Here is a 25,469-nt window from a genome sequence, read left to right on the forward strand (position 1 = left end):
ACCCTTTTCGGCCCGCCTCTCACCGGCGCGACGCTTGCCATGATCCCGATATCCGGTATTCAATTTCGCAAAATGGAACGGAGATGAGGATGAACAGAGCCCTGTCGGCACTCGTGGCGGGCGCAGCGGGCGCAGCGCTGATATTCGCGGCGCCAGCGTCAGCATCGGGATCGGCTGGACCCGGCCCGCGCGAATGGGTCGATCCGGTCACCGGGCACCGCATCGTCCGGGTGGACGACCGGCCCGGCGTCTATGGCCTCTACTTCAATTACAACGCCTTCACGCCCGGCGGGGATCGCATGGTCTACCTGACGGCGGAAGGCATTCGCACGGCCTCCACCCGCGACTGGTCCACCAGACTGGTGTTCCGGGGCAAGGTGGACCGCCTGCTCTTCACCGGCCATACCCGCGCGACGGCCTATTACACCACCCGCCCGGCCGGCAGCGACGATGGCGAGGGACCGTTCACCGTCTGGATGCTGGATCTGGACACCGGCAAGTCGCGGCAGGTCGCCAGCATGCCCGGCGGCCGCATCGAATCCATCAATGCCGACGATACGCTGCTCGCCGGCCACCGCGAACTGGCGCCTCCGCCGCCGGCGATCGCCGCGCAGGGACGGCGCGATCCGAAGACCGGCTCACCGACTTATTCCGGTACCGACGCGCAGGGCCGCCCGCTGCCTTTCGCCGAAGCCAAGGCGCGCTGGATGGACGCTCGGCTGGCCGCGAAAGTGCCGATGGAGATCTTCACGCTCGATATTGCCACGGGCGCCAGCCGCAGCATTCACCGCGCCACCGACTGGCTCAACCACGTCCAGTTCTCCCCCACCGATCCGGCGCTGATGATGTTCTGCCACGAGGGCCCCTGGCACAAGGTCGATCGCATCTGGACGATCCGCACCGACGGCAGCGATCTCACCCGGATCCACCACCGCACGATGCAGGGCGAGATCGCTGGGCACGAATACTGGTCAAGCGACGGCAAGGCGATCTGGTACGACCTGCAGATGCCCCGCGGCGGCATGCTCTGGCTCGCCCGCCACGAGATCGGCGCAGGCCGGGATGCGGCGAAAGGTCCTGCACGCCGCACCTGGTACAAGGTCGCGGCCGACCAGGGATCCTACCACTACCTCACATCCCCGGACGGCACGGTCGTCGCCGGGGACGGCAACGATGCGGGCAAGTTCATCAGCCTGTTCCGCCCCGTGCCGGACCCTTCCCCCGAAGCCGCCGAGACGCTGGACGGAGACCGCCTGATCGCGACCGGATCGCTGAAGAGCGAGAGGATCGTCGATCTCTCCCGCCAGGACTATACCCTGGAGCCGAACGAGCACTTCACGCCGGATGGGCGCTGGCTGGTCTATCGCGCCAATGTCGAAGGCCGGCCCGCGCTCTACGCCGCGCAGCTTTGAGGATCGACCCGGCCAGCGGGCATGCCGGCCCGGTGTGGGCGGCGCGCGGTTTCGGCCTGGTCTGAGCACTTATGCCCACAGGAGCCAATCGGCTTCTCGCGCGCTTTCCTAAGGTCACGGTCCTTCGTGACCAGAAACGCCAGGAGAGAGAAATGAGCATCAAGGGCCAAGCAAAGGAAGCCGCCGGCTACGTGAAGGAAGAAGCCTTCGAGCACGGCAAGTCGCCCGAAAGCCAGGAAAAGGCCCAGGAAGGCCGCGATCTTCGTAACGAAGGCCGCATCGAAGACGGCAAGGCGCCGAAGCCGGGCGCTCCGGGCACCGAAAAGCCCTGACCCCTTACAAGGCCGCCTGCGCTCCATTCCGATGGCGCCAGGCGGGCCTTGTCCCTTTCAAAGGTCCGCTGCCGGGACCTTGTTGCCGGTTTCCGCGTTAAGTCCGGCATGATTACTGTCCATCACCTTGAAAACTCGCGCTCCCAGCGTGTCCTCTGGCTGCTGGAAGAGTTGGGGCTGCCTTATGCGGTCCGCCGATATAAGCGCGACGAGAAGACGATGCTGGCGCCACCCAGCCTTCGCAAAGTTCATCCGCTCGGCAAATCGCCCGTGATCGTCGATGACGCGCCTGTCGAGGACGGAGGCGCAGGGCAGGCCTCGCGCACGGTCGCCGAGACCGGTGCGATCATAGAATATCTCACGGAAAAGGCCGGTGGCCGCCTTGGCCCGCCGCAGGACCGCGAGGATGCGCTGCACTATCGCCACTTCCTGCACTATGCCGAAGGTTCGCTGATGCCGCCGCTACTGGTCAAGCTGGTGCTCGGCCAGATCCCTATCCTCGGGCGCCATGCCCAGAAGCGGCTGCAACCGATGATCGACGTTCATCTCGACTTCGTGGAGCAGGAACTGTCGCGCCGCGAATGGTTCGCCGGTAGCGCATTCACCGCGGCCGATGTCATGATGAGCTTCCCGCTGGAAGCCGCGCGCAGCCGTGGCGGGCTGGACGATGCCCGGCCCGCCACGATGGCCTGGCTCGACAGGATCCACGCCCGCCCCGCTTATCAGGCCGCGCTCGCCAGCGGCGGTCCGTACAAATATGCCTGACGCGCCCGCCGCTGCCGCTTGCCTGAATTGACAGGCGGCAAGGCGGCGGAGCAAAGCGCGGAACGGCGCGTTTCGACGCGTGACGAATTTCGACAGGGGCAATTCCAGAAATGACCATGAACCGGGCGCGCGTCGAGAACGGGGGCTTGATCCTCTTCCTGGCCGCGATCACCATCGCCCTCACCCTCGTGGTGTCCAGCTTCATCGGCGCCCTGCTCTGGGCCGCGCTGGCCGCGCTGCTGTTCCAGCCGCTGTTCCAGCGCCTGCTCGCCCGCTGGCCGGAACGCCGCAACCTTGCCGCGGCCCTCACGCTGCTGGTCATTTCCGTGGCGGTCGTGATCCCGGCGCTCATCATCACCAGCCTGGTCGTCGAACAGGCCGCCGGCGTCTACGCCCAGATGCGCGATGGACAGATCAACTTCGCGGAATATTTCCAGAAGGTCCACGACGCCCTTCCCTTCCGCATCCAGGAACAGATCGACGGCTTCGGCTTCAACTCCTTCGAGCGCGCCCAGGCCCGCATCAGCGAGGCGGTGAGCAACAGCGTCAGCGTGATCGCCAGCCGCGCGCTGGCCATCGGCGCCAATGCCGCGTCCTTCATCCTCGCCTTCGGCGTGGGCCTCTACGTGACGTTCTTCCTGCTGCGCGACGGCGAGAAGATCGGCCCTGCCGTGGTGCGCGCGCTCCCGCTCGAACTCGACGTGGCGCGCCGCCTGTCGGAGCGTTTCGTGATCGTGGTGCGGGCGACGATCAAGGGCAGCGGCCTGGTCGCCCTGGCGCAAGGCGCGCTGGGCGCCATCACTTTCGCCATCGTGGGCCTGCCCGCCGCCCTGCTCTGGGGCCTGCTCATGGCCATTGCCGCCCTGCTGCCCGCCATCGGCCCGGCCATCATCTGGGCCCCGGTCGCGGTCTACCTCCTGGCCACCGGCGCGATCTGGCAGGGCGCCGTGGTCGTCGGTTCGGGCGTGCTTGTCATCGGCCTGGCCGACAATGTCCTGCGGCCCATGTTGGTGGGCCGGGACACCGGCATTCCAGACTGGCTGGTGCTGGTGACGACGCTGGGCGGGATCGAACTGGTGGGCCTCAGCGGCATCGTGATCGGCCCGCTCGCCGGCGCCCTGTTCATGACCGGGTGGAAGATCATGACCGAACAGCGCATCGGTCACGAAATCTAGGTTTCTTCGGCGCCGTTTCCGCTCCGGCGGAAAGGCTGACCACGAAAAACGCCGCGGGGAGCAAACCTCCCCGCGGCGTTTTTGTCGTTCCGGTCAGTCGACCAGGAAGCTGGTCGTGGCGATGCGGTGCAGCACGGCCACTTTGCCGACCGAGGTTTCGAAGGCGCCTTCATCCTTCTGCGAGGCCGTCAGCAGATAGCGCCCCTTCCCGCGCAACGGCACGGCGACCACGCCCTGGGCATCGGTCTTGAGCGACTTCTTCCACTTGTCCGGCGAGATCACCGTGACTTCGGCCCCGGCCACGGGCTTGCCGTCACGCACGACCACGAAGCGATCGGCTCCGGCACTGGCAGGGGCGATTTCGAAGGGCATGACCGCGCGCGCATCGGCGCGGCCGGCGCGGGCGTAATAGGCCACGGCCTCCTTTTTGCCGTCTTCGCCCCAGGGATCGAAGACGCTGTCATCCTGCGCGCGCACGTCGCCCGCAGGCACCGCCACTTCGAGATAGCCGGCCTTGCGCGTCATCGGTGCCTTGCTGGCGGGGACGAGCTTGGGCGCCTTGAGATGGTCGAACTCGGGATCGCCTTCAGGAGGAAGGACTTCCTCGGGTTCACCCAGGTAGATCCGCGCGGGACCGCTGCCGTCGCGTTCGATCCAGACCTCGTGGGCCTGCACGGACGGTGCGAGAATGGCCAGCGCGAGCGGGGCCAGGTACTTGGCTTTCATGGTCGAACTCCTTGCTGAAGGATGGGCTCAGGGATAGGCGAAGCGAAGCGTGGCGAAGACCGTGCGCGGCGTGCCGAAATAGTTGCCGCGTCCGGTGGAGGAGATGCGCGCATAATACGTCTTGTCGAGCACATTGTTCACGTTGACCGACAGGGAGATGCGCTCGTCGAACTCATAGCCCGCGCGCAAGTCGACCACCGCATAGGCGCCCTGCCGCACGATGGACGAGCGGGTGACGAGCGCGCCGGCTGCGTTGAAGGTTGCCGGATTGCCGCCATAAGTGGAACTGAACCAGGTCAGGCCGCCGCCTAGGCTGAGCCCGGCCAGCGCGCCTGCCGGCGCCTTGTAATTGGTGAAGACCTTGACCGAGTGCTTCGGAATGATCGGCACCAGCGGCAGGCCTTCGAAGCTGGCGTTGGCGTCCTCGAGATACTTGGTGCGGGTATAGCTGTAGCCGCCGTTGATGCGCCAGCCCGGCAGGATTTCTCCGGCCGCCTCGGCCTCGAACCCGCGCGCGCGGACTTTGCCGATCTGCAGCACGACAGCGGCATCGTCAGGATCGTTGAACAGGCGGTTGGTCTGCTCGATCTGGTACGCCGCCGCGGAAAGCAGAAGCCGGTCGTTCATCAGCGAGAGCTTGGTGCCCAGTTCGTACTGCGCACCGACCAGCGGCTCGACTTGCTGGCCATCGGGACGGGTCCTGCCCGCGGGCGCCGCCTGCGGCGTGAAGCTGTCCGCATAGGAGGCATAGATGTTCCATTCGCGCGTCGCATCCCAGACCAGGCCGGCATAAGGCGTAAAGCGCGCGTCGATGGAATAGCCGCCCTTGCGGCCCAGCGTCGGCAGCAGGGTCTGGGTATCGGTATCCCACCAGGTCAGGCGTCCGCCGCCGATCGCGGTCAGGCCCTCGACCGGGCTGAAGCGCATCTGGCCATAGGCGCCGAACTGCGCGATCCGCGTGTCGCTTGCGCTCAGGTTCTGCGTGACCGTCTGCCCCGTGCCGCCTTGCACCGGGTAAGGGGGCGAAGGCTTGTAGGGATCCAGCGGCGGCTCCAGCGGGGAAACCGGATTGTAGACATCGATCCGCGCATAGTTCGAAAGGCGCGTTCCGTAGGACTGATAGGAGCTGTCCTGATAGTCGAAGCCCAGGATCAGCGTTTGCTCGCGCCCTAAAGCCGGGAAGCTGCCCACCGCGTTGAAATCGAACGAATGCGACTTCATGAAGCTGTCGCCGCGATAGGCGATATGGTTCGTGAGCCCGTTGGTTTCCGTGATCGGCTGGTTGCCGATATAGCTGTAGACGTCGACGCGCTCGACGTCGGTGTAGAGCGCGCTGGCGCGGATCGTCCAGCGGTCGCTGATTTCATGAGTAATGTCCGCGAAGGCCGACCAGATGTCGGACTTGAAGCGGTTCCAGTCAGCACCGAGGTAAGTGGAGCGGCGAATGTCGAGCAACTGGCCGTCGCTGCCGTCCGCCCCGCCGATCAGGCCCGGCAGGCCCGACTGGATGGCCGGCTTGAAGCGGTCGTAAGTCGCGCCGAAGGTGAAAGTCGTACGCTCGCCGATATCGATCTTGCCGACGCCGAACGCGGTCACGCGGTTGCGATGCGCCACGTCGAAGAACTGGTCCTGGTCCTGCACCATGGCGCCTGCACGCACGGCCACGCCCTTTGCCAGCGGCGCCGAGACGTCGATCTCGCCGCGGAAGTTCTGGTAGCTGCCATAGCCGAGCGAGCCCTGCAGCTTCAGCTCGTCCAGCGGACGCTTGCGCACCAGGTTGATACTGCCCGCCGGATTGCCGGAACCGCTGAACAGCCCCGCGGGACCGCGCAGCACTTCGAGCCGGTCATAGGCGAACAGGTCGGGGACGACCGAGGGGAAGCCGAAAGACAGGGTCGGCGTGCCGTCGATCAGGTAATTGCTGATCGCGAAGCCGCGCGACATGTAGGAGGGATCCTCGCTGCCGACGCCGGTGACGGTGATGCCGGGCGTGGCGGTGAGCGCATCTTCCAGCGTGAAGAGGTTCTGCGCCTGGATCTGCTCCCGGTCGACCAGCGTGACGGTATTGGGAATGTCCTTGAGCGGCGTGACCGTCTTGCCGACTTCCTCGCCATAGCTCTTGCCGAGGACGACGATTTCCGGCCCTCGCTCGTTTGCGGCATCGGCCGCCTCGTCGGCCCAGGCCTGCGCCGGGCATAAGGAAAAGATGGCGGCGCCGACGGCGCCGACAGAATTCAACAGACTGGTTTTCACTGGGTCGCTCCCTGATTCGCAGGGGCGGATAGCCAATCCGCTATCGCGAGTCACTCGCAATAGCGGATTGGCTGGAATATTTATCGCTCAGCATACTGTTGAAACATGCAGGAAATGTTCGGAAACACCAGCCCCGAGCCTGAGCTGTCGGCCCTCACCCCGCGCGCTGCCTGCCCGGCCTAGTTGGCGCGACTGACGCTGTTGCCCACACCGGTGTTGCTGACCCTCGGCGCGGCCTTGCCCGGCGCGCGCCAGCTGATCCGGTTGCTGGTGCCCACCACGCTGATCGTGGCCTTCTCGGCCAGTGCGGCCGTGACGACATTGCCCGATCCTTCGACCACGAGACGAGTGCATGCTCCTTCGACGGTGACACGGTTCTGCGACCCGGTGATCTCGGCGGTACCGCCGCCGCAATCGAGCGTGGAAGTCTGCCCGGCCCCTTCGAGACTTGCCTGGGCGCTGGCGGGCAGCGCAAGGCCTCCACCGGCAAGAAGGGCAAGGCCCGAATAGAGAAAGCGGCGAGAAGTGCTCATGGCCATTGCTTCATCCTCATCGTCTGCACAGGTCGAACTTGCGTGCATGACTTGCACGCTTTTCGTCCAGCATAAATGCCGATGCGGCCATAAGGCTGCCGGGTCGTGAAATGCCCGCATGGGCATTTCCAAACGAGCGTTCAGGCCGCCTTCTGGGCGAACAGGATGACGTGCTCCAGATCGTCACCGCCGATCGTGTCGCCGGTGCGCGCTTCCACGGGCACGACCGTCACCGCGAACCCCATCTGGACCAGCAGCGCCGCAAATTCGGCATCGGGCGTGGCCGACCATATGGCCAGGATACCCCCGGGCGTGAGCGCCGTCATCGCCGACTGGAGGCCCCTGCACGAATAGAGCCAGTCGTTGACCCGGCGCGTCAGCCCTTCCGGGCCGTTGTCGACGTCGAGAAGGATCGCATCGTAAGCGCAATCCGCCGCGTCGATCAGGATGGCGACATCGTCCTGGACGAGCCGCACGCGATCATCGTCCAGGCATCCCCCGGTCCAGGCTCCCATCGGTCCCCTGGCCCAGGCGATGATTTCCGGCACGATTTCGGCGATCGTCACGCTCGCGTCCCCGCCCAGCACCGCCAGTGCGGCCCGCAGGGTGAAGCCCATGCCGTAGCCCCCGATGAGCCACTGCGGCGCCGGGCGTACGCCCATGCGCTCGCAGGCCATCGTCGCCAGTGCTTCTTCCGATGCGTAGAGGTCCGTGCTCATCAACTCGTGATGGTCGAGCAGGATGACGAAATCCTCGCCGTTGCGGACAAGCCGCAAGCGGTCTCCGTTCGGGACATGGGCAACGTCGATCAGTTCGTCGCCGGGAAGAAGATCAAGACTGACGGCGGTCACCGGAAAGCTCCGGTGCCGCACGGGGAAAAATCATGCATTTACCGTGTCAGTTCCGGCGTGCCTTGCGCGCTGCATATCGCGCATCGCGAGCGGCCTTGCGCTCTGCTTCGGTCGGCGGCGCTGCTGCGGCGGCCTGCTCGGCCTTGAGCGCTGCGGCGCGTTCACGCTTTTCCTTGTCCGCCTTGCGCTTCTCGGCCTGGGCCTGTTCGCGGGCCTCTGCCTTGGCGATGCGTTCCGCCTGGACGGCCGGATCGATCGGCGGCTTCGCCTTCAAGGCTGCAAGCGCTTTCGCGCGCGCCTCGTTCGCGGCCTTGCGGCGGGCCTCAACCCCTGGTTCCTTGTATGCTGCCATTATGCCTTACCCGATTTGAAAGTGGTTAGCGAAAGCGCAGACGCGCCGCGCTCGGTTGAAAGTGCCGCTGATGCCTGCAGCTGCGAGATCACGCCGGCGACCGATCGACCGCAGCGGCCATGAAGCTCTGCATTGAAAACCCAGCGTTGCCGGAGATCATGGACCGATCCTTGTTCGTAGCGTCGAAAGACCAACGTCGACAGGACGCGGCCCCTGGCTCTTGCAGCGACTATGGAACGAGGAAGCCGACTGAACGGTCCAATATCCGTTTAGAGCGACATCAGCGCCGCCCCGATAGCACGATTTCCCGCAAGCGCCCAGCGACATCGAAAGGCGGCACCCCCGCCTGCCTCCACGAAGCACGCGTCAGGTCATATCGTCATGCTGATGGATCTGGCTGCCGCATCTCCGCCGACAAACGCACCGGGACCATGTCGCGGAAGCGGCCTTGCAGCGAATACCGATGTCGTTGTAGGTAACTGCGCATCGCAGTAGCTCTTGGCGGAGAGGGTGGGATTCGAACCCACGGTACGGTTTCCCGTACACTGCATTTCGAGTGCAGCGCATTCGACCACTCTGCCACCTCTCCGCTAGAGATGCGATGCAGCGGACAGAGCCGCCGGGTCAGGAAGCGCGCCGATAGCCCGGCTTATCGGACTTGCCAAGCCCCTGTTTTCAAAAAATGGGGATTGTCCACAAGGCTTGCTTGTGGGCAGGCCGCAGGAAACCTATATTTCTCCTATGAACAAGGCGTCATTTTTTTCTCCGACAGCGGGCCGCGTCATCGACGCACCGCGTGAAACGCGTGCGCGATTCGCGATCGGGGATGTCGTTCGCCACCGGAACCACGACTTCAGGGGTGTGGTTTTCGATATCGATCCCGTCTTCGCCAACAGCGATGAATGGTACGAGTCCATTCCCCTGAACGTCCGTCCGCGACGCGATCAGCCGTATTACCACCTGCTCGCCGAGAACGAGGATTCCAGCTACGTCGCCTATGTCAGCCAGCAGAACCTGATCACGGATTCCGATGGCGGCCCGGTGGACCACCCCTCGCTCTCGCAGATCTTCGATGACTTCGACAATGGCCGCTATCACTTGCGGCGTGGGCTGACGCATTGAGGGCCTGACAGGCCGTCTCTCCAGACGCAGAAAACCCCGGCCGGAGGGTCCGACCGGGTTTTTCGAAGACTTTGAAGTGCCGGACGGTCAGCCCTTGATCTTCCAGCCCGACCGCAGGACCATGTAGACGATCGCCGCCAGGACCGCGTCGAGCAGGCCCATGCCCAGCGCGCTGTGCAGCACCGCCATGTTGGTATCGCCAATGTCGCTGACACCCAGGAAGCCGAAGCGGAAGCCCGAGATCACATAGAAGAACGGGTTGAGACGGCTGACCACCTGGAAGGCGGGGGCCAGGTTGTCGATCACGTAGAACGTGCCGGACAGCAGCGAGAGCGGGGCGATCACGAAATTGGTGACGGCCGCGTTGTGGTCGAACTTCTCGGCCCAGATCGAGGATAGCAGGCCCAGCAGCGAGAGGAAGATCGAGCCGGTGAGGCCGAACCATACGACAGCCCAGGGGTGCGCCATGGACAAGTCGACGCCGGGCCACAGCATCATCGCCGCGGTCAGCGCCAGGCCGACAAGCAAGGCGCGGGTTACTGCGGCGCCCGTCATGGCCAGCATCAGTTCGCCTTCGCTCAGCGGCGGCATCAGGTAGTCGATGATGGTGCCCTGGATCTTCCCGGCCAGGAACGAGAAGCTGGCATTGGCGAAGGCGTTCTGCATCATCCCCATGACGATGAGGCCCGGTGCCACGAAAGTGGCGAAATTGACGCCGAGCACTTCCCGGCCTCCGCGCCCCAGCGCGACCGTGAAGATGACGAGGAACAGCATCGTCGTGATCGCCGGTGCCCAGATCGTCTGGGTCTGGACCTTGAAGAAGCGCCGCACCTCCTTCATATAAAGCGTCTTGAGCCCCTCCCAGTTCACCTGGTGGATCAGGGCTTCTCCCTTCGCCGGGAAATGGCGCGCCGAAATTGCGGCGGGCGCGATCCCGTCGGACGTCGGCAGTTCGGTCGAATTCGTTTGATCGGGCATGGACCGGCGAGTATCGGCTGCGGCTTTCCAAGGCAAGCCGCGCCACGGAATTTTGGCGATTCTCAGGTCGCCCGATGAAGAGATGGAACACGAATGAGCTGGACGGACGAGCGGATCGAGAAGCTGACCAAGATGTGGGAAGGTGGTGCCACCGCCAGCCAGATCGCGGACGAGCTTGGCGGCGTGAGCCGCAATGCAGTGATCGGCAAGGCCCACCGCCTCGGCCTCAAGGCACGCCCTTCGCCGGTGAAGGCCAACGAGAAGCCCGCGCGCCCGGCGCCTGCCCCCAAGAAGCCGAAGCCGGTGGAAGCAGCGCCCGCTGCGCCCGAGCCTCAGGCCGAAGCCCCGGTGGTACGCGCTGCTGCGCCGCAGCCGGCCGCCGCGCCTGCTCCGCGCGCGCCGGAACCCGCCGCGCCGCCGGTTGCCGCCGACGATGCCGCTCCCGCGCCGGCCCCCAAGGGGCCGCGCGTGGTCTCGGTCGGTCCTGGCGGCTTCCTGCGTCAGGGCCCTGGCGATCAGCAGCAGCCGATCCCGCCGGCGCCGCCCCGCCGCCTGGTGCCGGCCAAGCCCAGCGCGGAAATCGCCGACAAGACCAGCCTGCTCGACCTCAACGACCGCGTCTGCCGTTGGCCGATGGGGCACCCGGGCGAGCCCGACTTCCACTTCTGCGGAGACAAGGTGAACCCCGGGTTCCCTTATTGCGTCGAGCACTGCGGCCGGGCCTATCAGGCCCAGCTGCCGCGCGGCGCGCGCCGTCCCCCTCCGCCCCTGCCCTTCGGCGGCCCGCGGGTACGCTGATCCGATGATGAAGGCGCGGCCCGTGAACCCGGCATTCCGGCTCCTGGCCGCGCCTCTTTCCGCAAGGGCATCGCTCGCTCTTGTGGCGGCCTTCGCGGCGGGTGCCATGGCGTCCCCTGCCCTGGCCCAGGAAGCGCCGGTCGCCGCGCCGCCCGTGGCGGCAGCGCCTGTCGAGCATGTCTATGTGGCGCTCACCACGAGCGCGGGCGTCATCGTGCTGGATCTCGACAAGACCCACGCCCCGCTGACCGTCGCCAATTTCCTGAAATACGTGGACAGCAAGCGCTTCGACGGCGCGAACTTCTACCGCGCCATGCACATCGACTGGGGCGACCAGCCCAACGGGCTGCTGCAGGGCGGGCTTCAGGGCGTCAATGTCCTGCCGCCCGTCGCCCATGAACCGACCAACATAACCGGCATCAGCCACAAGGCCGGGACGATCTCCATGGCCCGCTTTGCGCCGGGTAGCGCCACCGCCGATTTCACGATCATGCTGGGGGACATACCTTCCCTCGACGCCAAGCCGGATTCCGACAACCCGGACACCCGCGCCGGCTTCGCCGCTTTCGGCCACGTCGTGTCGGGCATGGACGTGGTGCGCAAGATCTGGGACGAGCCGCGCTCCGCCACCAAGGGTGACGGTGTGATGAAAGGCCAGATGCTGGAGCCGATGGTGAAAATCGTCAGCGCCCGCCGCCTCGCAGGCCCGCCAACGGCCCCCTGAAGGCCGGAAATGCCGCTGCGGGAGCCTTGTGAAGGCTTCTCACCCTCCGATTACCAAGAATTCACCGCCTCGCGGAGCGTTAGCTGCTATGCGCAACGCCGCCCTCGCACGCCCCCTCGGCGAATCGATTATCTTGTAATTTCAACGTCGCATCACACCGCTATCGCTCTCGGAATCTCGCCGGTTTTCCGCGGTAAGAGATGATTTACTTTAATTCCGATCGAATACGGGAAATCCCTTAGTTGGTCCTGTCGACCCCTACAGCCATTGCTCTGGCGGGGGTTGTGGAATTCCCTCTCAGGTCCGGGGGCACGGACTGCATCTATTCGGTTCGCTGTACTATTGAGAGTGCGATGGTAGAAAATTTACCTTGGAATTGCGCCGGCGAGGCCGGTCCAAATGTCGTTTCGCACGAAGAGTTCTGGTTCTCGCTGAAACTGAGGGTTGATTCAACTTCTCAGCTTTGGCAGGCGGCCGCGCTTCGCTGCATGAGCCATGCGGACATGTCCTATGAGGACGTGGACGAACTGATCGGTCCGATCGAGGATCCCTCGATCGCCGATTGCCTGATGATCCTGGCGCTGCCGGACCGTATTCCGGGCTGCACGCGGCTGGACGTGGCCCTTCAGGCCTCGGAAAGCCCCAGCCTGGCGGCCACGATCGGCAGCAGCGATTGTCGCTCCACGGTGGGCCAGGCCTGAACCGGAGCACTCGATCCCACTGCGTCGGATCGAGTGCTTCAGGTTTCCGGTTTGTCGCGTTTTTCCGGGGCATCGGGTCATTCCACCTGATGGGAAAAGACTTTGGCCGGCCGAACGAAGAACACCCCTGAACCGCGTGGTTCAGGGGTGTTCTTCTTTTACGGACCGGGGCGCCGTGAAGCCCCGGTGGAAGGCCTCAGTTGTCGATATTGGTCCCGGCCGCGGCAATCGCGACGAGGCCCGATGCCGACATGCGGATGCCGTTCACGCCGAGCATGATGTTCGTGCCGTCCGTCACCACGTCGTTGACGATCGCCACCGAGTTGATCGTGGTGTCCAGTGCATTGCCGGCGCTGTCCGTGGCCGCGACCGAGAAGGTATAGGCGCCGTCCGCAGCCTTGCTGCCGTCCGCCTTGGTACCGTCCCACGAGTAGGAACCCTGCGTTTCGGGATCGAGCGTGACGGTGTTGACGACCGCGCCCGAGGAGTCCTTGATCGTGGCGGTCATCGCGGCGGGCGTGCCGTCCACGTAATAGGTCCAGTGCGCCGGAGCATCGCCGAGACCGGACACCGGGGAATCGAAGCGCGCTTCGCGGCCGATGTAGCTGGAAGCCTGCGACATCTGCTGCGAGGAAAGCTGGCTGAGGATGTCCTTGAGCGAGCCGGTCTGCTGGATCGACTGCTCCACCTGCGAATACTGCACGAGCTGCTGCGTATATTCCGAAGTGTCCATCGGATCGAGCGGATCCTGGTTCGTCATCTGCGTGGTCAGCAGCTTGAGGAACAGGTTGTAATCGGTCAGCAGGCCCGAAGTGGAGGCCGCGGTCGTGTCGGTCGTCGCGGTGGACGAGGTGCCTGAAACGGTGGTCATTGCTCTTGTGCCTTATGCCATGAGATCGACATGGCCGCTGCTGCGCAGAGGCCGGTAGATCGGGTCGTCGCTCCCGCCGAAGCCGTCGGACAGGCCGCTTTGGGCCTGACGCTGGTTCTGTTCGCCCTGCCAGCGCTGCCCGCCGCCCTGCCCGCCAGAGCGGCTGTCGAAGCGCAAAGACTGCCCGTCGGACCGCACGCCGGCATCGGCCAGGGCACGGTTGAGATCGGTGCTTTCGCGGCGCAACATGTCCAGCGAGGACGCGCTGTCGGCCGAGACCACCGCGCGCAGGACGCCGTCGTGGTCGAATGAGAGCCGCACGTCGATCCGGCCCATGTGGCGCGGGTCGAGGCGGATCAGCAGGTCATCGCTGCCCTGGTCGAGCGCGCGGGCGATCTCGACCCCGATGTCGTTGCCGAACTGCCCCTGCTGCACGGCAACGGTCGCGCTCTGCGGCGCGGACTGCGCGGTCGGCGCGTAAGGCAGCGCGGCGGGGCGGCTGGCGGCGGCGTTCAGCGTCTGGCTGAACAGCGGTGCGGAAAGATTGCCATCGGGCGTGGCGGCGGCCTGGTCGGGCGCCTGCGCGGTATCGACCGGGCTTGCGGCATTGGCCGCCGCGCCCTGGCTGCGAGCGCCTGCCGGTTCCGCTGCGGCGCGCTCGGCCCCCGCGAACGTCCCGGCATTTCCCGTTTTGGCCAGCTTCACCGAAGCCTTGCCCTCACCGTCGGTGGCGCTCTTGGCGGGCTCCCCGGGCACTTCCTCGGACGGCGCCGGCACGGCCTGCGGCGCGACCGCGAGTTGCGGCTGCACCGCAGTCGTCGGCGTCTGCGGGACTTGCGCCTGGGCGGCCGGGATCAATGCGGAAGCGTCGGCGTCAAGGTGCTTCGCCTTCGGGGCATCGGCATCCTCCGCCGCGGGGTCGGCATCACCTGCGGCTTCGCCGGCCTCGCCGGTCGGGGCTGCATCTGCCGAAGCTGCCGCCTCGGCGACGAGCTGCGGCAGAACTGCCTCGGCTTTCGCGACAGGCGGCTTGATATGGTCGGCTTTCGCCGCGTGGCTCCCATCGGCGGGCTTGGCCCCCGGCGTGGACGTCGCCGGCTTCGCCAGCAGGTTCTCGGCCGGCAAGGCGCCCGCAGCGGCTGCCGCGTCCTGAGCAAGCGTATCGGCGGAAATGACAGGTGCCGGGATCAGCTCGGCAGCAGCCGGTGCCTCACCCGTCGCTGCGGTCGCTGGCGCGCCTGCCTGGACCGTGCCGGAGGCGGCACCCGCGGGCACCGCCTGCGCTGCGCCGAGCAGCGACTGGAAGGAACCGGTAGCCTGTTCCGCGCTCTTGAAAGCCCCCCCGCCGGCAAGCCCGCCGGCAAGGCTGTCAGCGGCCGCAACTCCGGAGACGGCGGCGGCCGAGGTGCTGCCGCCCGTCGCGGCGGCCATGGGGAACAGGGAATTCACGGAAACCGGCATTAGAGGACGTCTCCCGGCCGACGATCCGCGGCCAACACTTCATCATAGAGGGATTGCAGCCTGCCCGGTCGTGCGATCCTATATTCAGGCCCCTGGCGCGGGACCGCTCAACCGACCGTGCCGAGGCTGCGCAGCCGCGCGCGCGGATGGATCTCGTTCTGCGAGAGCACGACGGTCGCCGGGCGCACGCGCTCGATGATGGAGCGCACGAAGGGCCGCAGCGGCGGGCTGGTCAGCAGGCAGGGGATTTCGCCCTGCCCGGCCAACCGGTCGTAAGTGTCGCGGACCGAGGCGATGAACGCCTGGAGCTGCGAAGGCGCCATGGCCAGGTGGCGGTCGTCGCCGAGGCCGACGATGGCCTCGCCGAACGCCTCGTCCCATTCGCCGCCAAGCGTGACGATGGGGATTGCGCCGTCGAAGGTCTGCTGCGCCGAAATCTGGCGGGCCAGGCGCGCGCGGACATGTTCGGTCACTTGCGTCAGGTTTCCGGTCATTGCCGTCGCCTCGGCCACGCCTTCGAGGATCGTGGGCACGTCGCGGATCGAGATGCCTTCGGCCAGCAGGTTCTGCAGCACGCGCTGCACGCCGGAGATGGAGATCTTGCTGGGGATCAGGTCCGCGATCAGCTTCTCGGTGTCCTTGTGGACTTCGTTCAGCAGCTTCTGCGTCTCGGTATAGGAGAGCAGGTCGGCGATGTTGTCCTTGACGATCTCGGTCAGGTGCGTCGTCACCACGGTGCCGCAGTCCACCACGGTCAGCCCGCGGAAACCGGCTTCCTGGCGCATGTCGCGGTCGATCCAGAGCGCCGGCAACTGGAACACCGGCTCCTTGGTGGGCTCGCCGCGAATGCCGATGTCCTGCCCGGCCGCGTTGATCACCAGCAGCTTGCCGATGCGCAGTTCGCCGCGCGCGATCTCGGTTTCCTTGACGAAGACGATATATTCGTTCGGCTGAAGCGCCATATTGTCGAGAATGCGGACCGAAGGCAGCACGAAGCCGTAGTCGATCGCCATCTGCCGGCGCAGCGCGCGGACCTGGTCGTCGAGGCGCGGCTCGGCCTGGGAATCGTTGATCAGCGGCAGCAGCCCGTAGCCGAGTTCGATGCGCAGCGCGTCGATGGCCAGCGTGCGCGAGATCGGTTCCTCGGCCTGCGCTTCCATCTGCTGCTGCTGCGCCATCGCCTCCTGCATGCGCTCCTGCGCAGCGCTGGCCTGCGCCTTGCGCGACATCGACCAGGCCATCCACCCGCACATGCCGCCCATCGCGGCAAAGGGAATGAACGGCAGGCCCGGCATCAGCGCCAGAACCGTCATCAGCACGCCGACGATGCCGAAGGCCTTGGGGTAGCGGCCGAGCTGGTCGCCCAGCGCGGCGCCGGTCTTGCCGACCACGCCGCCCTTGGAAACGAGCAGGCCCGCCGCCGTCGAGACGATCAGCGCCGGGATCTGGCTGACAAGGCCGTCGCCCACCGTGAGGATGGTGTATGTGGTGAAAGCCTCGCCGAACGGCACGCCGTGGATGGCAACGCCGATGATCAGGCCGACGACGATGTTGATCGCCGTGATCAGCAGGCCGGCAACGGCATCGCCCTTCACGAACTTCGAGGCACCGTCCATCGCGCCGTAGAAGCCGCTCTCGGCCTCGATCTCGGCGCGGCGCTCGCGCGCCTGGCTCTCGGTGATGGTGCCGGCGTTGAGATCGGCGTCGATCGCCATCTGCTTGCCGGGCATGGCATCGAGGCTGAAGCGCGCCGCCACTTCGGCAATGCGGCCCGCGCCCTTGGTGATGACCACGAAGTTGATGACGATCAGGATCGCGAAGATGGTGAGGCCGATGACGGTCTCGCCGCCCATCAGGAACTCGCCGAAGGCCGCGATCACGCCGCCCGCCGCATGATGCCCCTCGTGCCCGTGGCCCAGGATCAGGCGCGTCGAGGCCAGGTTGAGGCCCAGGCGCAGCATCGTCACGATCAGCAGGATCGTCGGGAAGCTCGACAGTTGCAGCGGCTTCTCGATGAACAGCGCGGTCATCAGGATCAGCACCGAGGCGGTGATCGACAGGGCCAGGCCCATGTCAAGCATCCAGCCGGGCATCGGCAGGATCAGCATGCCGATAATGGCGCTGACCCCCAGCGCCAGCGCGAGATCGCGGCTGGGGCCGAGGCGGGCCAGGAACTGGTCCAGCCTTGCAGAGACGAGTGCGTTCATCGCTTCACCGGGCTTTCAGGAGGTCAATGACGGATCAGGCCGGGCGGCACCGCGACACCGTCGGACAGGAACGTGCGCAGCTTGTTGCGCATGGTCCGGACCGAAATGCCCAGCATCGAGGCGGCGGAAGTGCGATTTCCCCGGCAATGTTCCAGGGTCTTGAGGATCAGCTCGCGCTCGACATCGGCGATGTTCTGCCCGACCAGCTCGGAGACGGCCATGGCCACGGGCTGGTTCGCCCGCTCGCCGCGCAGCCGCGAGAGCACGTCCTGCAGGTTCACCGCGATGTCCACGACCACGAGATCGTCCTTGGCGCGCTGCCAGTCCTCCAGCACGGTGGAGCTGGCGGTGCCCACGGCGATGCTGGCGGGCGAACCGCGCACCATCTCCACCGCCAGGCCCATCGCGTTGCCGAGGTCGCCGACCAGCATCAGCCGGGTCGGATCGTGTTCGGAGTAAGGCATCATGCCTCCTGCCGGACGATTTCGGTGAGCGTGATGCCCAGCGTGCTGTCGATCAGCACGACTTCGCCGCGCGCGATCAGGCGGTTGTTGACGAAGATGTCCACCGGCTCGCCGACGCGGCGGTCCAGTTCCACCACCATGCCGGGCTTCAGTCGCAGCAGGTCGCCGATGTCCATCCGCGACCGGCCGAGCACGGCCTGGACCTTCACCGGCACGTCGAACACGGCCTGCAGGTCGTCGGGCGTGGGCGGCGTGGTGGGGCGGGGAGACCAGGCGGCTGCGGCATCCTCGCTCGCTTCGCCGTTCGGGTTTTCGTCGGACAGGTGAGCAGGCGCCAGCTGGCGCGGCTCGAGCTCGTCGCTCATGGTCATACCTTTCAACTGTTCATCCACTGACGGATTACGGATGCGGATTCTCCGGGACTGGCCGAGATGGCGTCACCGATGCGGCGCAGGGCGGAGAGCTTGATGCGCCCGTCCACTTGCGCCAGGGCAATTTCCTGGTCGAGCATCTCGCCTTCGTTGGCGCGCATTTCGTCGAGCTGGCGGATGGCCTCCTCGTCGCCGGCCGCGGCCCGCTCGTTGAGGGCCATCATTTCGGCATCCTCGGCGGTCAGGCGGCGCTCCACCACGCCTTCGACCAGCGGCGGCTCGGCCAGCTTGGGCTTGAGCATGCGGATGGCGAAGAGGATGATGCCGCCCACGATCAGGATCTTCAGCACGTCGAAGATGCGGTCCATGGTCAGGCCGAAAGGCAGGCCGCCTTCGGCGCCGTCGAGATCGGTCGGCGCGTTGAAGGCCATGTTCTCGACCACCACGCTGTCGCCGCGGTCGGCATCGAAGCCGACGGCATTCTCGACCAGCCGCTGCAGGCGCTGGACCTGCGGCGCGGGAAGGCCCTGCGGCCCGCCGTCCACCATGACCGCCACGGTCAGGCGCTTGACCTGGCCGGGGGTGCGGACCGCGACCTTCTGGGTGCGGCTGTTCTGGTAGGTGGTGTCTTCCGAGGTCTCGTTCTGCGCCGAGCGGCGGGCGTCGCCGCCATTGCCGTTGACGTTGCCCTGGTTGTCGGGAAGCTGCGAGCCGACCGTCACGCCCTCGGCGCCGGCGGAATTCTCGTCGCTCTGGTTGTTCGATTCCACGGTAACCGTGTGGGCCACGACCTGGGTATCGGGATCGAAGACTTCCGATTCCTCGCGCACCTGGTCGCGTTCGAGCACGGCGGCCACTTCGGCGCGCACTTTGCCCTGGCCCACGATCGGTTCGATCATCGCCTCGATCTCGGTGCGCAGGCGCGCTTCGACGGCGTTCTGGCGGTCTTCGAGATTGCCTGCACCGGCGTCACCGCCCTCGCCCGCCCGCGCCAGCAGCGCGCCGGTCTGGTCGACGATGGAAACCGCCTCGGGATTGAGATCGGGAACGGCCGAGGAGACGAGGTAGCGGATCGCCTGGACCTGCTCGCTGGAAAGGCGCCCGTTGGTCTTCACCGTCACCGCGGCGCTGGCCTTGCGCGGTTCGGTCTCGAACATCGCGTGGTCCGGCATGACGACATGGACGCGGGCCTTGCTGACCTTTTCGAGGCTCTCGATCGAGCGGACCAGTTCGCCTTCGATGGCGCGGGTCTCGTTCAGCTTCGCGCGCGAGGAAGAGATGCCGAAAGGCTCCTCCGCATCGAGCACTTCGTAGCCGATCTTGCCGCCCAGCTGCTCGGAGGCCATCGACATGCGAAGCTCCGCCAGCTTGTCGACCGGGGCCATGACCGCAGAGCCGTCGGCGGAGAGCTGGAAGGGCACGTTCTGGCCCTTGAGCTTCTCGCTGATCGACTGGGCCGCCGAAGGATCGAGATCGGTATAGAGATAGCCCATCTCAGTCGCAGGACTGCGAAACGCCATCCATCCGAGCCCGGCCAGCAGGGCAAGGGCCACGCCGCCCATCAGCAGGGCACGGCGGGGACCGACCTGCTCGATAAAGTTCCGCAACGGGTTCAAAAGTCGCCTCTTACGTCAGCGGCGTCACCCCCTGGTGTCGCCCCTGACATTATAGGATAAACGCTAGGCAACTCTTGCCGGGAACAGGAAAAGTTTATGCAGGAATTTCCGGGCCGGTAGTCGAACTAGGACACGGCTCCATGCAGATGCCGGACGGGCTGGGGATGTCAGGGGCGCAACCAGCGCGCCGCCGTCAGCGAGGCCGCAGTCCCGCTGGCCATTGCCACGCGGTCTGAGCGCCGTTCTTCGCCCAAGTCTTCGCCCCGGTTTTCACCCAGGTCTTTTCGGTGGAAGCGGCTCCCGGCCGATCGGGAACGTGACGGTCTGCAGCGCGCCGGAAAACCGGTCAAGCGCCGGACCGGCTCACGCCGAGACGGCGTCGCTTTCGGGTTCCTGCCCCAGAACACCGGCGAGTTCGGCCATGACCGCGGCCCGGCGCGAGGCCGCGTCGATGTTCAGGCCGCCTTCGGCCCAGCCAATATGGGCATCGCCGGAAGGGAGCGTGTCGTCGTCGACCACGACGATGGAGATCGCCCGCCGCTCGCGCGCGCGGCGTTCCTCGACAAGGCGCTCGATATCTTCACGCATGGCCGGATTCGCGCGGATCGACAGCGCGGTATCGCGCGAAACCTGATCGAGCGCGCGGGTCAACGCTTCGTCGATGGCGCGCGCGGGCTCGGCGGCAATGGCATGTCCGGCCAGCAGTTCGGCGGCCTGGAGCGCAATCGCCCCGGCCTCGGCAATGACCTGATCCATCACTGCATCGAAACGGCTCTCGACATCGTCGATCGAGGCATGAAGCGCATCGGTGGCGGCCAGCATGGCTTCCGCCCGCTCGCCCCGCGCCTGCTCCAGGCCCGCCTCGAAGCCATCGACCCGCGCCCGCGCCAGCTCGGCGACGTGGTCCTCGTGCAGGCGCTCTATACGGGCCTGGAGTTCCTCGACGTGCTCGCGCAGTTCATCGTGTCGTCGTTCGTCGACCTGCTCGCTGGACGGAAAACGAAATATCCTGTCGAAACCGAATGGCTGAATGGTCATGGGATCCTCCATCATCGCCGCACCCTCGGAATTCGGACGACCTTCCGGTCGCGCATCGCGGACATGGTCCCGCGAGGCATGAAACAGTTCGAAATCGTTCGGCCGATACGCCATTGGCTTCCCCAAATGGCAAGCTCGCGACACAAGCCGCGAGCGCACCGGATACCGGAATCTTCCCTGCTCGTTCCGTACGTTAACCCGGACGAGCAGGATATCAAACAGGTCATCGCACCGATCAATAGATCATGGCGTCGTCGCTCTTGGGATCGACGAGCATGATCTCGCCCCGATCCCCAAGCGACTTGGCAAGACGCACCAGAGCCGTCTGCGCTTCCTCGCATTCGCGCGCGCGCACCGGACCCATGGCCGACATGTCGTCGCGCATCAGCTTGGCGGCACGTTCGGTCATGGCGCCGAAGAACAGCTTCTTCATCTCGTCCGGCGCACCCTTGAGCGCCAGCGCCAGTTCGCGCTTGTTGCAATTGCGCACGATCGTCTGGATCGCGCCCGGCAGCAGATTGCCGAGATCCTCGAAGGTGAACATCAGCGCGCGGATACGTTCGGCCGATTCCGGCGCCTTCTCGTCGAGCGCGCCAAGCATGGCCTCTTCGGTCGAGCGGTCCAGCGCGTTGAACAGTTCCGCCATGGTCTCGTGCGGATCGCGGCGCTGGGCGCGCGACAGGTTGGTCATGAACTCGCTCTTGAGCGTCTGCTCCACCTGGACGATCACGTCCTTCTGCACGGTATCCATCCGCAGCATGCGCATGACCACATCGGTCGCGAAATCGCGCGGCAGCTCGGACAGCACGCGCGCGGCATGGTCCGGGCGCAGCTTGTGCAGGATCACCGCAACGGTCTGCGGATATTCGTTCTTGAGGTAACCCGCGAGGACGGCCTCGCTGACGTTGGACAGCTTGTCCCACATCGTGCGGCCGGAAGGACCGCGGATGTCCTCCATGATCTCCTTCACGCGGTCCGCCGAGAGAATGCCTTCCAGCAGCCTTTCGGTGGTCTCGTAGGAGCCATGCAGCGTCGCCATGCTCGCCACTTCGCCCGAGAACTGGACGAGCAGGTGCTCGACGACGACTGCGGGCACCCGGCCGAGCTGGGCGATCGTGGAAGACAGCTCCTTGATTTCCTCGGTGGTCAGCTGTTCCCAGATCGGACCGCCATGGTCGCGTCCAAGGGCCAGCATCAACGCGGCAGCGCGCTGAATTCCCGAGTATTTCTTGAGCTCCGGCGGCTCAGCCACCGCGGCCATCATCGTCACTTCGATACCCCCGAAAAATTGCTCAATTCCGCACGGTTTGGGCGCTGTTCCTTCTATTTATAGGAGGAAGGCTTGCGCAACCGCCCGATGGAGACAGAATTGACGATAAATATAAACAACGGGTTGATCGGACTGTCGGTTCTGGGTGGCACCAGTGCCTATTCCGCCCTGTCGTCCTCTCTCGCCGCCCTGGACAGCGCTGCCGTTCTCAAGGCCAAGAAGGCCTTCACCCTCGCCACGCCGGAAACGACGCCGCCCTGGCAGGAGGCCGCCGATACCCGCCCGGTCAGCGCCCAGATCGTCGCGCTCAAGCGGATGCTGTCGCTGGTGGACACCACCAAGGACAGCTCGCTGGGCGATCTGCCGGATGTCCAGACCGCCTTCACCACCTACAAGGCGCTCGACCGTCTCCGCATCCTGGCCGAAAGCGCCGCCAAGGCCACGACGTCGTCCACGGAGCGCACCTCGCTCCAGAAGACGTTCGCGCAAGGGCTGCTGGACCTTCAGTCCTTCCTGGGTTCGGCCGACACCGATCTCGTCTCGCTCTATTTCGGATCGAAGACCAGCAACGCCACTTCCGTCGCGATCAAGTCCACGAACTCCAGCGGCGCGGTCATCGGTGAAGGCGTATCGGCCACGCGCAACGCGGCCATCTCCGGCATGACCGGCAGCGAAGTGCTGCAGATCAAGCTGACCAAGGGCAGCACCACCGAGACCGTCAACGTCGACCTTTCGGCAACGACACAGCCGCCCACGCTCGATTCRGTCGCAGCCGCGCTCAATGCCGCCATCGGCAGCAGCCAGGCACTGGACACCAGCGGCAATCCCGCGGTCGATGCCAATGGCGACCCGATCAGCAAGTGGAAGTCGAACTTCACCGTCGAAAAGAACGACGGCAAATGGGGGCTCGTCTTCAATCCGGCGGGCAGCGAGAAGGTCGCCATCGACCAGGTTGGCGGCGGCGACGCACTGATGGTGGCCAGCGGCGAGACCGCGAAGGATGCCGCCACCGCTGCGCGCGTGTACCGGGTGGAAGACCTGGACGATTCCCTGTCCTGGCAGCGCCTGAGCAAGCTCAACGCGGTAGACGGCACCGCCACGGCAGACGCCAAGGCGAACGCATCCTCCACTGACGACGAGGACAAGGACTATACGGTCGCCGCGGCCACCCAGGCCAAGGCGATCGCGACGGATTCCGAGGGCTTCAGCTATGTCGTCGGCACCACGGCCGGCGATGTCGGCACGCGCATCTCGGACGGCTCCGACGATCTGTTCCTCACCAAGGTAGACAGCGAGGGCAATGTCGTATGGCAGCGCAGCCTGGGCGCCGCAGGCAGCGCGCAGGGCGCCGCCGTCAGCATTGCCGCCAATGGCGACATCGTGGTCGCCGGCACGGTAGACGGTGCCTACAACGGCGGCGACGACAGCCAGACCGACATGCTGGTCGCGCGCTACAACATCAAGGGCGACCAGCTTTCCGCCACCGTCATCCGGCAGGTCGGTAACGAAACCGCAAGCGCCGTGACCGTGGGCGACGATGGCAGCATCTATGTCGCGGGCAAATCATCGACGGGCGGCGGCGATGCGTTCATCGCCAAGCTCGATGCGACCGGCAAGCTTCAGGAACGCCGCGCGATCGACAGCGGCGGCCTCGATTCCGTCACCTCGCTCGCCATCGACAACGACGGCAACCTCCTTGCCCTGACCAGCGAAAGCGGYGTGGCCACGATCCATCGGATCGACTCCACCTCGCTCTCCACCGATCTCGGCTCGATCACGCTCGGCAAGGTTTCTGCACGCGCCATCGCCGTGTCCGACAGCGGCGAGATTGCCGTCGTCGGCACCACGAGTTCGGCGGTGAGCGGCACGCAGGTCAACAGCATCAATGGCGGACAGGACGCGTTCGTTACCCGCATCGATGCCGCCCTGTCCTCGGCCAGCACGACGTATATCGGCACGTCGGCCACCGACCAGGCCGACAGCGTCACGTATCTGAACGGCACGCTCTATGTCGGCGGCCGCACGGCGGGAGACCTGTCGGGAACGAAGTCCGGCACTGTCGACGGCTTCGTCGCGCGGATCGATGCTTCCACCGGCGCGATCGAGAAGATTTCGCAGTGGGGCATGTATACCTCGACCACGGAGCCGGTGAAGATCTCCGCCGTGGCGGGCGGCTCCACGGTGCTGGGCGCGCTGGGCCTCAACCGCGGCACACTGAACGAGCAGGAATCGACCACCCTTTCCTCGCAGACCAACCTGCAGGCGGGCGACAAGTTCACGATCCGCGTCGATGGCGGGGCCACGCGCACCATTACCATCGGCAAGGACGAGACGATGGTCTCGCTGGCGCAGAAGATCCAGAAGATCACCGGCACCAAGGCCACCATCACCACCCCGCGCGTGAACGGCCAGACGACGCTCAAGATCCAGGTGAAGTCCGGCTACCAGGTCGAACTCGGTTCCGGTCCGGACAACAAGGACGCCCTGTCCAAACTGGGCATAGACCCTGTCCGCCTGGTCGCTTCCAAGGCACCCGATGCCGATGCGCCCAAGGTCACGCCCGGCGGCACCTACAGCCTGGGCCTCGCCACGACCCTGTCGGTGAAGGATGCCAAGACGGCTGCGGTCGCGCTGGCGCAGATCAAGTCCGCCCTCTCCATGACCCAGACCGCCTATCGCTCGCTCTATTGGGACTCGTCGAAGGCGACCCTGGTGGACGGCGCGATTACCGGCGGCGGCACGGTCTACCAGCAGAAACAGCTCGCCAACTACCAGGCCGCCTTGTCGCGGCTTACCGGTTACTGAGGTAAACCTTGATGTCTTCTCTTCCTCCTATTTTCGATGGCATGGGCCAGGCCATGAAATACATGGCCGAGCACCAGCGCGTGATCGCCGAGAACATCGCCAACAACGAGACGCCCGGGTTCAAGGCGCGGACCGTGGACGCGCCGGACTTCTCCTCGCTCGTCTCGCAATATGGCGTAGCGGGTACGCCCCGCGTCTCCCGGCCGAAAGTGGAGCTGTCCAGCGGCATGTCCGCGCTCGGCGCCCGCCCGCCCCTGGCCGGCAGCCATGTCGTGCTGGACGGCGACACAACCGAAACCAAGCCGGACGGCAACAATGTCACGCTGGAAGACCAGTTGCTGACCCTGGGGCAGGTCCAGGCCGACTTCGCGGCCATGACCAATCTCTACCGCAAGCAGATGGGCCTCATGAAGACGGCACTCGGCCGCGGCTAAATCGCTTCGGGAGAGGATGTCCAGGGGCGCGGTACCTCACAGAGGGCCGCGCCCTGTAAAAGGACGATCCGACAGGCGTGAAATCCGGCGTGCGATACCTCGAAAGGGGTAGGCCGCCCTCTGCAGGCGAATCGCCGATCAGGCGGGTTCGTTCAGCCTGCCTTCAATCTACCCCTGCCTTATCCTAAAAAATCGACGAAGCGATTCTGA

The 25,469-nt window shown here is 65.8% G+C and carries 24 protein-coding genes and 1 tRNA gene; 10 read left to right on the top strand and 15 right to left on the bottom strand.

Annotation, left to right across the window (positions count from 1 at the left end):
- Positions 1 to 89 precede the first annotated feature (89 nt).
- The 4 genes from AB4Z00_RS01790 to AB4Z00_RS01805 all read left to right on the top strand — a co-directional run bounded on the left by AB4Z00_RS01790 (position 90) and on the right by AB4Z00_RS01805 (position 3,684).
- Positions 90 to 1,412, top strand: a complete 1,323-nt coding sequence (locus AB4Z00_RS01790) for an oligogalacturonate lyase family protein (protein WP_442044686.1) — start codon at positions 90 to 92, stop codon at positions 1,410 to 1,412.
- A 152-nt stretch (positions 1,413 to 1,564) separates the two neighbouring features.
- The gene (locus AB4Z00_RS01795) at positions 1,565 to 1,744 is read left to right on the top strand and encodes a hypothetical protein (protein ID WP_132261631.1); all 180 of its coding nucleotides are present in this window, start codon (positions 1,565 to 1,567) and stop codon (positions 1,742 to 1,744) included.
- Between the two features lie 108 nt (positions 1,745 to 1,852).
- Entirely contained in the window at positions 1,853 to 2,509 is a 657-nt protein-coding gene (locus AB4Z00_RS01800) for a glutathione S-transferase family protein (RefSeq protein WP_132261629.1), read from the top strand.
- Between the two features lie 110 nt (positions 2,510 to 2,619).
- The gene (locus AB4Z00_RS01805) at positions 2,620 to 3,684 is read left to right on the top strand and encodes an AI-2E family transporter (RefSeq protein ID WP_442044689.1); all 1,065 of its coding nucleotides are present in this window, start codon (positions 2,620 to 2,622) and stop codon (positions 3,682 to 3,684) included.
- 93 nt (positions 3,685 to 3,777) lie between these two features.
- Here the strand turns inward: AB4Z00_RS01805 and AB4Z00_RS01810 are convergent, their stop codons facing one another.
- From AB4Z00_RS01810 to AB4Z00_RS01835, 6 genes are all read right to left on the bottom strand, one after another.
- Entirely contained in the window at positions 3,778 to 4,410 is a 633-nt protein-coding gene (locus AB4Z00_RS01810; protein ID WP_442044691.1) for a DUF4198 domain-containing protein, read from the bottom strand.
- 27 nt (positions 4,411 to 4,437) lie between these two features.
- Positions 4,438 to 6,663 (bottom strand): TonB-dependent siderophore receptor, encoded by a 2,226-nt coding sequence (locus AB4Z00_RS01815; protein ID WP_442044693.1) that lies wholly within the window; start codon positions 6,661 to 6,663, stop codon positions 4,438 to 4,440.
- Positions 6,664 to 6,842: 179 nt separating this feature from the next.
- Positions 6,843 to 7,196 (bottom strand): DUF3060 domain-containing protein, encoded by a 354-nt coding sequence (locus AB4Z00_RS01820; protein WP_166675303.1) that lies wholly within the window; start codon positions 7,194 to 7,196, stop codon positions 6,843 to 6,845.
- A gap of 140 nt (positions 7,197 to 7,336) precedes the next feature.
- Entirely contained in the window at positions 7,337 to 8,047 is a 711-nt protein-coding gene (locus AB4Z00_RS01825) for a spermidine synthase (protein ID WP_134095171.1), read from the bottom strand.
- A gap of 46 nt (positions 8,048 to 8,093) precedes the next feature.
- Positions 8,094 to 8,399, bottom strand: coding sequence for a DUF6481 family protein (locus tag AB4Z00_RS01830; protein WP_132261622.1), 306 nt, complete (start codon positions 8,397 to 8,399; stop codon positions 8,094 to 8,096).
- A gap of 499 nt (positions 8,400 to 8,898) precedes the next feature.
- Positions 8,899 to 8,988: transfer RNA gene (locus AB4Z00_RS01835), tRNA-Ser, on the bottom strand.
- 152 nt (positions 8,989 to 9,140) lie between these two features.
- On the opposite strand from AB4Z00_RS01835, the gene hspQ reads away from it, so the two are divergent.
- Entirely contained in the window at positions 9,141 to 9,521 is a 381-nt protein-coding gene (hspQ, locus tag AB4Z00_RS01840) for a heat shock protein HspQ (RefSeq protein ID WP_132268793.1), read from the top strand.
- An 87-nt stretch (positions 9,522 to 9,608) separates the two neighbouring features.
- Here hspQ and AB4Z00_RS01845 read toward each other — a convergent pair whose 3' ends face one another.
- Positions 9,609 to 10,499 (bottom strand): ABC transporter permease, encoded by an 891-nt coding sequence (locus tag AB4Z00_RS01845; RefSeq protein ID WP_442044696.1) that lies wholly within the window; start codon positions 10,497 to 10,499, stop codon positions 9,609 to 9,611.
- A gap of 93 nt (positions 10,500 to 10,592) precedes the next feature.
- On the opposite strand from AB4Z00_RS01845, the gene AB4Z00_RS01850 reads away from it, so the two are divergent.
- The 3 genes from AB4Z00_RS01850 to AB4Z00_RS01860 all read left to right on the top strand — a co-directional run bounded on the left by AB4Z00_RS01850 (position 10,593) and on the right by AB4Z00_RS01860 (position 12,722).
- Positions 10,593 to 11,297 carry a GcrA family cell cycle regulator gene (locus tag AB4Z00_RS01850; protein WP_132268672.1) on the top strand — a complete coding sequence of 235 codons (705 nt, stop codon included), beginning with the start codon at positions 10,593 to 10,595 and terminating at the stop codon, positions 11,295 to 11,297.
- A 106-nt stretch (positions 11,298 to 11,403) separates the two neighbouring features.
- Positions 11,404 to 12,021 (top strand): peptidylprolyl isomerase, encoded by a 618-nt coding sequence (locus tag AB4Z00_RS01855; protein ID WP_442045064.1) that lies wholly within the window; start codon positions 11,404 to 11,406, stop codon positions 12,019 to 12,021.
- Positions 12,022 to 12,524: 503 nt separating this feature from the next.
- Positions 12,525 to 12,722 (top strand): hypothetical protein, encoded by a 198-nt coding sequence (locus AB4Z00_RS01860; RefSeq protein WP_207913052.1) that lies wholly within the window; start codon positions 12,525 to 12,527, stop codon positions 12,720 to 12,722.
- Between the two features lie 196 nt (positions 12,723 to 12,918).
- On the opposite strand, the gene AB4Z00_RS01865 is transcribed toward AB4Z00_RS01860, so the two are convergent.
- The 8 genes from AB4Z00_RS01865 to AB4Z00_RS01900 form a co-directional block, all read right to left on the bottom strand.
- Complete coding sequence (locus tag AB4Z00_RS01865; protein ID WP_442044699.1) at positions 12,919 to 13,593, bottom strand: flagellar hook assembly protein FlgD; 675 nt, start codon at positions 13,591 to 13,593, stop codon at positions 12,919 to 12,921.
- Between the two features lie 12 nt (positions 13,594 to 13,605).
- Positions 13,606 to 15,054, bottom strand: coding sequence for a flagellar hook-length control protein FliK (locus AB4Z00_RS01870; protein WP_442044701.1), 1,449 nt, complete (start codon positions 15,052 to 15,054; stop codon positions 13,606 to 13,608).
- Positions 15,055 to 15,161: 107 nt separating this feature from the next.
- Entirely contained in the window at positions 15,162 to 17,261 is a 2,100-nt protein-coding gene (gene flhA, locus AB4Z00_RS01875; protein ID WP_132268663.1) for a flagellar biosynthesis protein FlhA, read from the bottom strand.
- A 23-nt stretch (positions 17,262 to 17,284) separates the two neighbouring features.
- Complete coding sequence (locus tag AB4Z00_RS01880) at positions 17,285 to 17,725, bottom strand: helix-turn-helix domain-containing protein (RefSeq protein WP_134094049.1); 441 nt, start codon at positions 17,723 to 17,725, stop codon at positions 17,285 to 17,287.
- A complete protein-coding gene (gene fliN, locus AB4Z00_RS01885) occupies positions 17,725 to 18,090 on the bottom strand; it encodes a flagellar motor switch protein FliN (protein WP_207913050.1) in 366 nt (121 codons plus the stop codon). The genes AB4Z00_RS01880 and fliN overlap by 1 nt, the downstream gene beginning before the upstream one ends.
- 11 nt (positions 18,091 to 18,101) lie before the next feature.
- A complete protein-coding gene (gene fliF / locus AB4Z00_RS01890; RefSeq protein WP_132268657.1) occupies positions 18,102 to 19,712 on the bottom strand; it encodes a flagellar basal-body MS-ring/collar protein FliF in 1,611 nt (536 codons plus the stop codon).
- A 363-nt stretch (positions 19,713 to 20,075) separates the two neighbouring features.
- Positions 20,076 to 20,750: a FliH/SctL family protein gene (locus AB4Z00_RS01895; RefSeq protein WP_431567284.1), complete on the bottom strand. Its 675-nt coding sequence runs from the start codon at positions 20,748 to 20,750 to the stop codon at positions 20,076 to 20,078.
- 235 nt (positions 20,751 to 20,985) lie between these two features.
- Positions 20,986 to 22,014, bottom strand: a complete 1,029-nt coding sequence (locus tag AB4Z00_RS01900; RefSeq protein WP_431567290.1) for a flagellar motor switch protein FliG — start codon at positions 22,012 to 22,014, stop codon at positions 20,986 to 20,988.
- Positions 22,015 to 22,119: 105 nt separating this feature from the next.
- Here AB4Z00_RS01900 and AB4Z00_RS01905 point away from each other — a divergent pair, with 105 nt between their 5' ends.
- Positions 22,120 to 24,825 carry an SBBP repeat-containing protein gene (locus tag AB4Z00_RS01905; protein WP_442044705.1) on the top strand — a complete coding sequence of 902 codons (2,706 nt, stop codon included), beginning with the start codon at positions 22,120 to 22,122 and terminating at the stop codon, positions 24,823 to 24,825.
- A gap of 11 nt (positions 24,826 to 24,836) precedes the next feature.
- Positions 24,837 to 25,259, top strand: a complete 423-nt coding sequence (locus tag AB4Z00_RS01910; RefSeq protein WP_314463883.1) for a flagellar biosynthesis protein FlgB — start codon at positions 24,837 to 24,839, stop codon at positions 25,257 to 25,259.
- Positions 25,260 to 25,469: the final 210 nt, after the last annotated feature.

This window comes from Novosphingobium sp. YAF33 (assembly GCF_052113265.1).
GTDB lineage: Bacteria > Pseudomonadota > Alphaproteobacteria > Sphingomonadales > Sphingomonadaceae > Novosphingobium.

Excerpts from the sequence above, each read along its gene's own strand:
- AB4Z00_RS01850 (WP_132268672.1), top strand. The coding sequence starts at position 10,593 with ATGAGCTGGACGGACGAGCGGATCGAGAAGCTGACCAAGATGTGGGAA.
- AB4Z00_RS01810 (WP_442044691.1), bottom strand. The coding sequence starts at position 4,410 with ATGAAAGCCAAGTACCTGGCCCCGCTCGCGCTGGCCATTCTCGCACCG.
- fliN (WP_207913050.1), bottom strand. The coding sequence starts at position 18,090 with ATGAGCGACGAGCTCGAGCCGCGCCAGCTGGCGCCTGCTCACCTGTCC.
- AB4Z00_RS01895 (WP_431567284.1), bottom strand. The coding sequence starts at position 20,750 with ATGACCATTCAGCCATTCGGTTTCGACAGGATATTTCGTTTTCCGTCC.
- AB4Z00_RS01805 (WP_442044689.1), top strand. The coding sequence starts at position 2,620 with ATGACCATGAACCGGGCGCGCGTCGAGAACGGGGGCTTGATCCTCTTC.
- flhA (WP_132268663.1), bottom strand. The coding sequence starts at position 17,261 with ATGAACGCACTCGTCTCTGCAAGGCTGGACCAGTTCCTGGCCCGCCTC.
- AB4Z00_RS01830 (WP_132261622.1), bottom strand. The coding sequence starts at position 8,399 with ATGGCAGCATACAAGGAACCAGGGGTTGAGGCCCGCCGCAAGGCCGCG.
- AB4Z00_RS01880 (WP_134094049.1), bottom strand. The coding sequence starts at position 17,725 with ATGCCTTACTCCGAACACGATCCGACCCGGCTGATGCTGGTCGGCGAC.
- AB4Z00_RS01800 (WP_132261629.1), top strand. The coding sequence starts at position 1,853 with ATGATTACTGTCCATCACCTTGAAAACTCGCGCTCCCAGCGTGTCCTC.
- AB4Z00_RS01870 (WP_442044701.1), bottom strand. The coding sequence starts at position 15,054 with ATGCCGGTTTCCGTGAATTCCCTGTTCCCCATGGCCGCCGCGACGGGC.
- AB4Z00_RS01860 (WP_207913052.1), top strand. The coding sequence starts at position 12,525 with ATGTCCTATGAGGACGTGGACGAACTGATCGGTCCGATCGAGGATCCC.
- AB4Z00_RS01910 (WP_314463883.1), top strand. The coding sequence starts at position 24,837 with ATGTCTTCTCTTCCTCCTATTTTCGATGGCATGGGCCAGGCCATGAAA.
- AB4Z00_RS01865 (WP_442044699.1), bottom strand. The coding sequence starts at position 13,593 with ATGACCACCGTTTCAGGCACCTCGTCCACCGCGACGACCGACACGACC.
- AB4Z00_RS01820 (WP_166675303.1), bottom strand. The coding sequence starts at position 7,196 with ATGAGCACTTCTCGCCGCTTTCTCTATTCGGGCCTTGCCCTTCTTGCC.
- AB4Z00_RS01790 (WP_442044686.1), top strand. The coding sequence starts at position 90 with ATGAACAGAGCCCTGTCGGCACTCGTGGCGGGCGCAGCGGGCGCAGCG.
- AB4Z00_RS01900 (WP_431567290.1), bottom strand. The coding sequence starts at position 22,014 with ATGATGGCCGCGGTGGCTGAGCCGCCGGAGCTCAAGAAATACTCGGGA.
- hspQ (WP_132268793.1), top strand. The coding sequence starts at position 9,141 with ATGAACAAGGCGTCATTTTTTTCTCCGACAGCGGGCCGCGTCATCGAC.
- AB4Z00_RS01795 (WP_132261631.1), top strand. The coding sequence starts at position 1,565 with ATGAGCATCAAGGGCCAAGCAAAGGAAGCCGCCGGCTACGTGAAGGAA.
- AB4Z00_RS01855 (WP_442045064.1), top strand. The coding sequence starts at position 11,404 with ATGGCGTCCCCTGCCCTGGCCCAGGAAGCGCCGGTCGCCGCGCCGCCC.
- AB4Z00_RS01845 (WP_442044696.1), bottom strand. The coding sequence starts at position 10,499 with ATGCCCGATCAAACGAATTCGACCGAACTGCCGACGTCCGACGGGATC.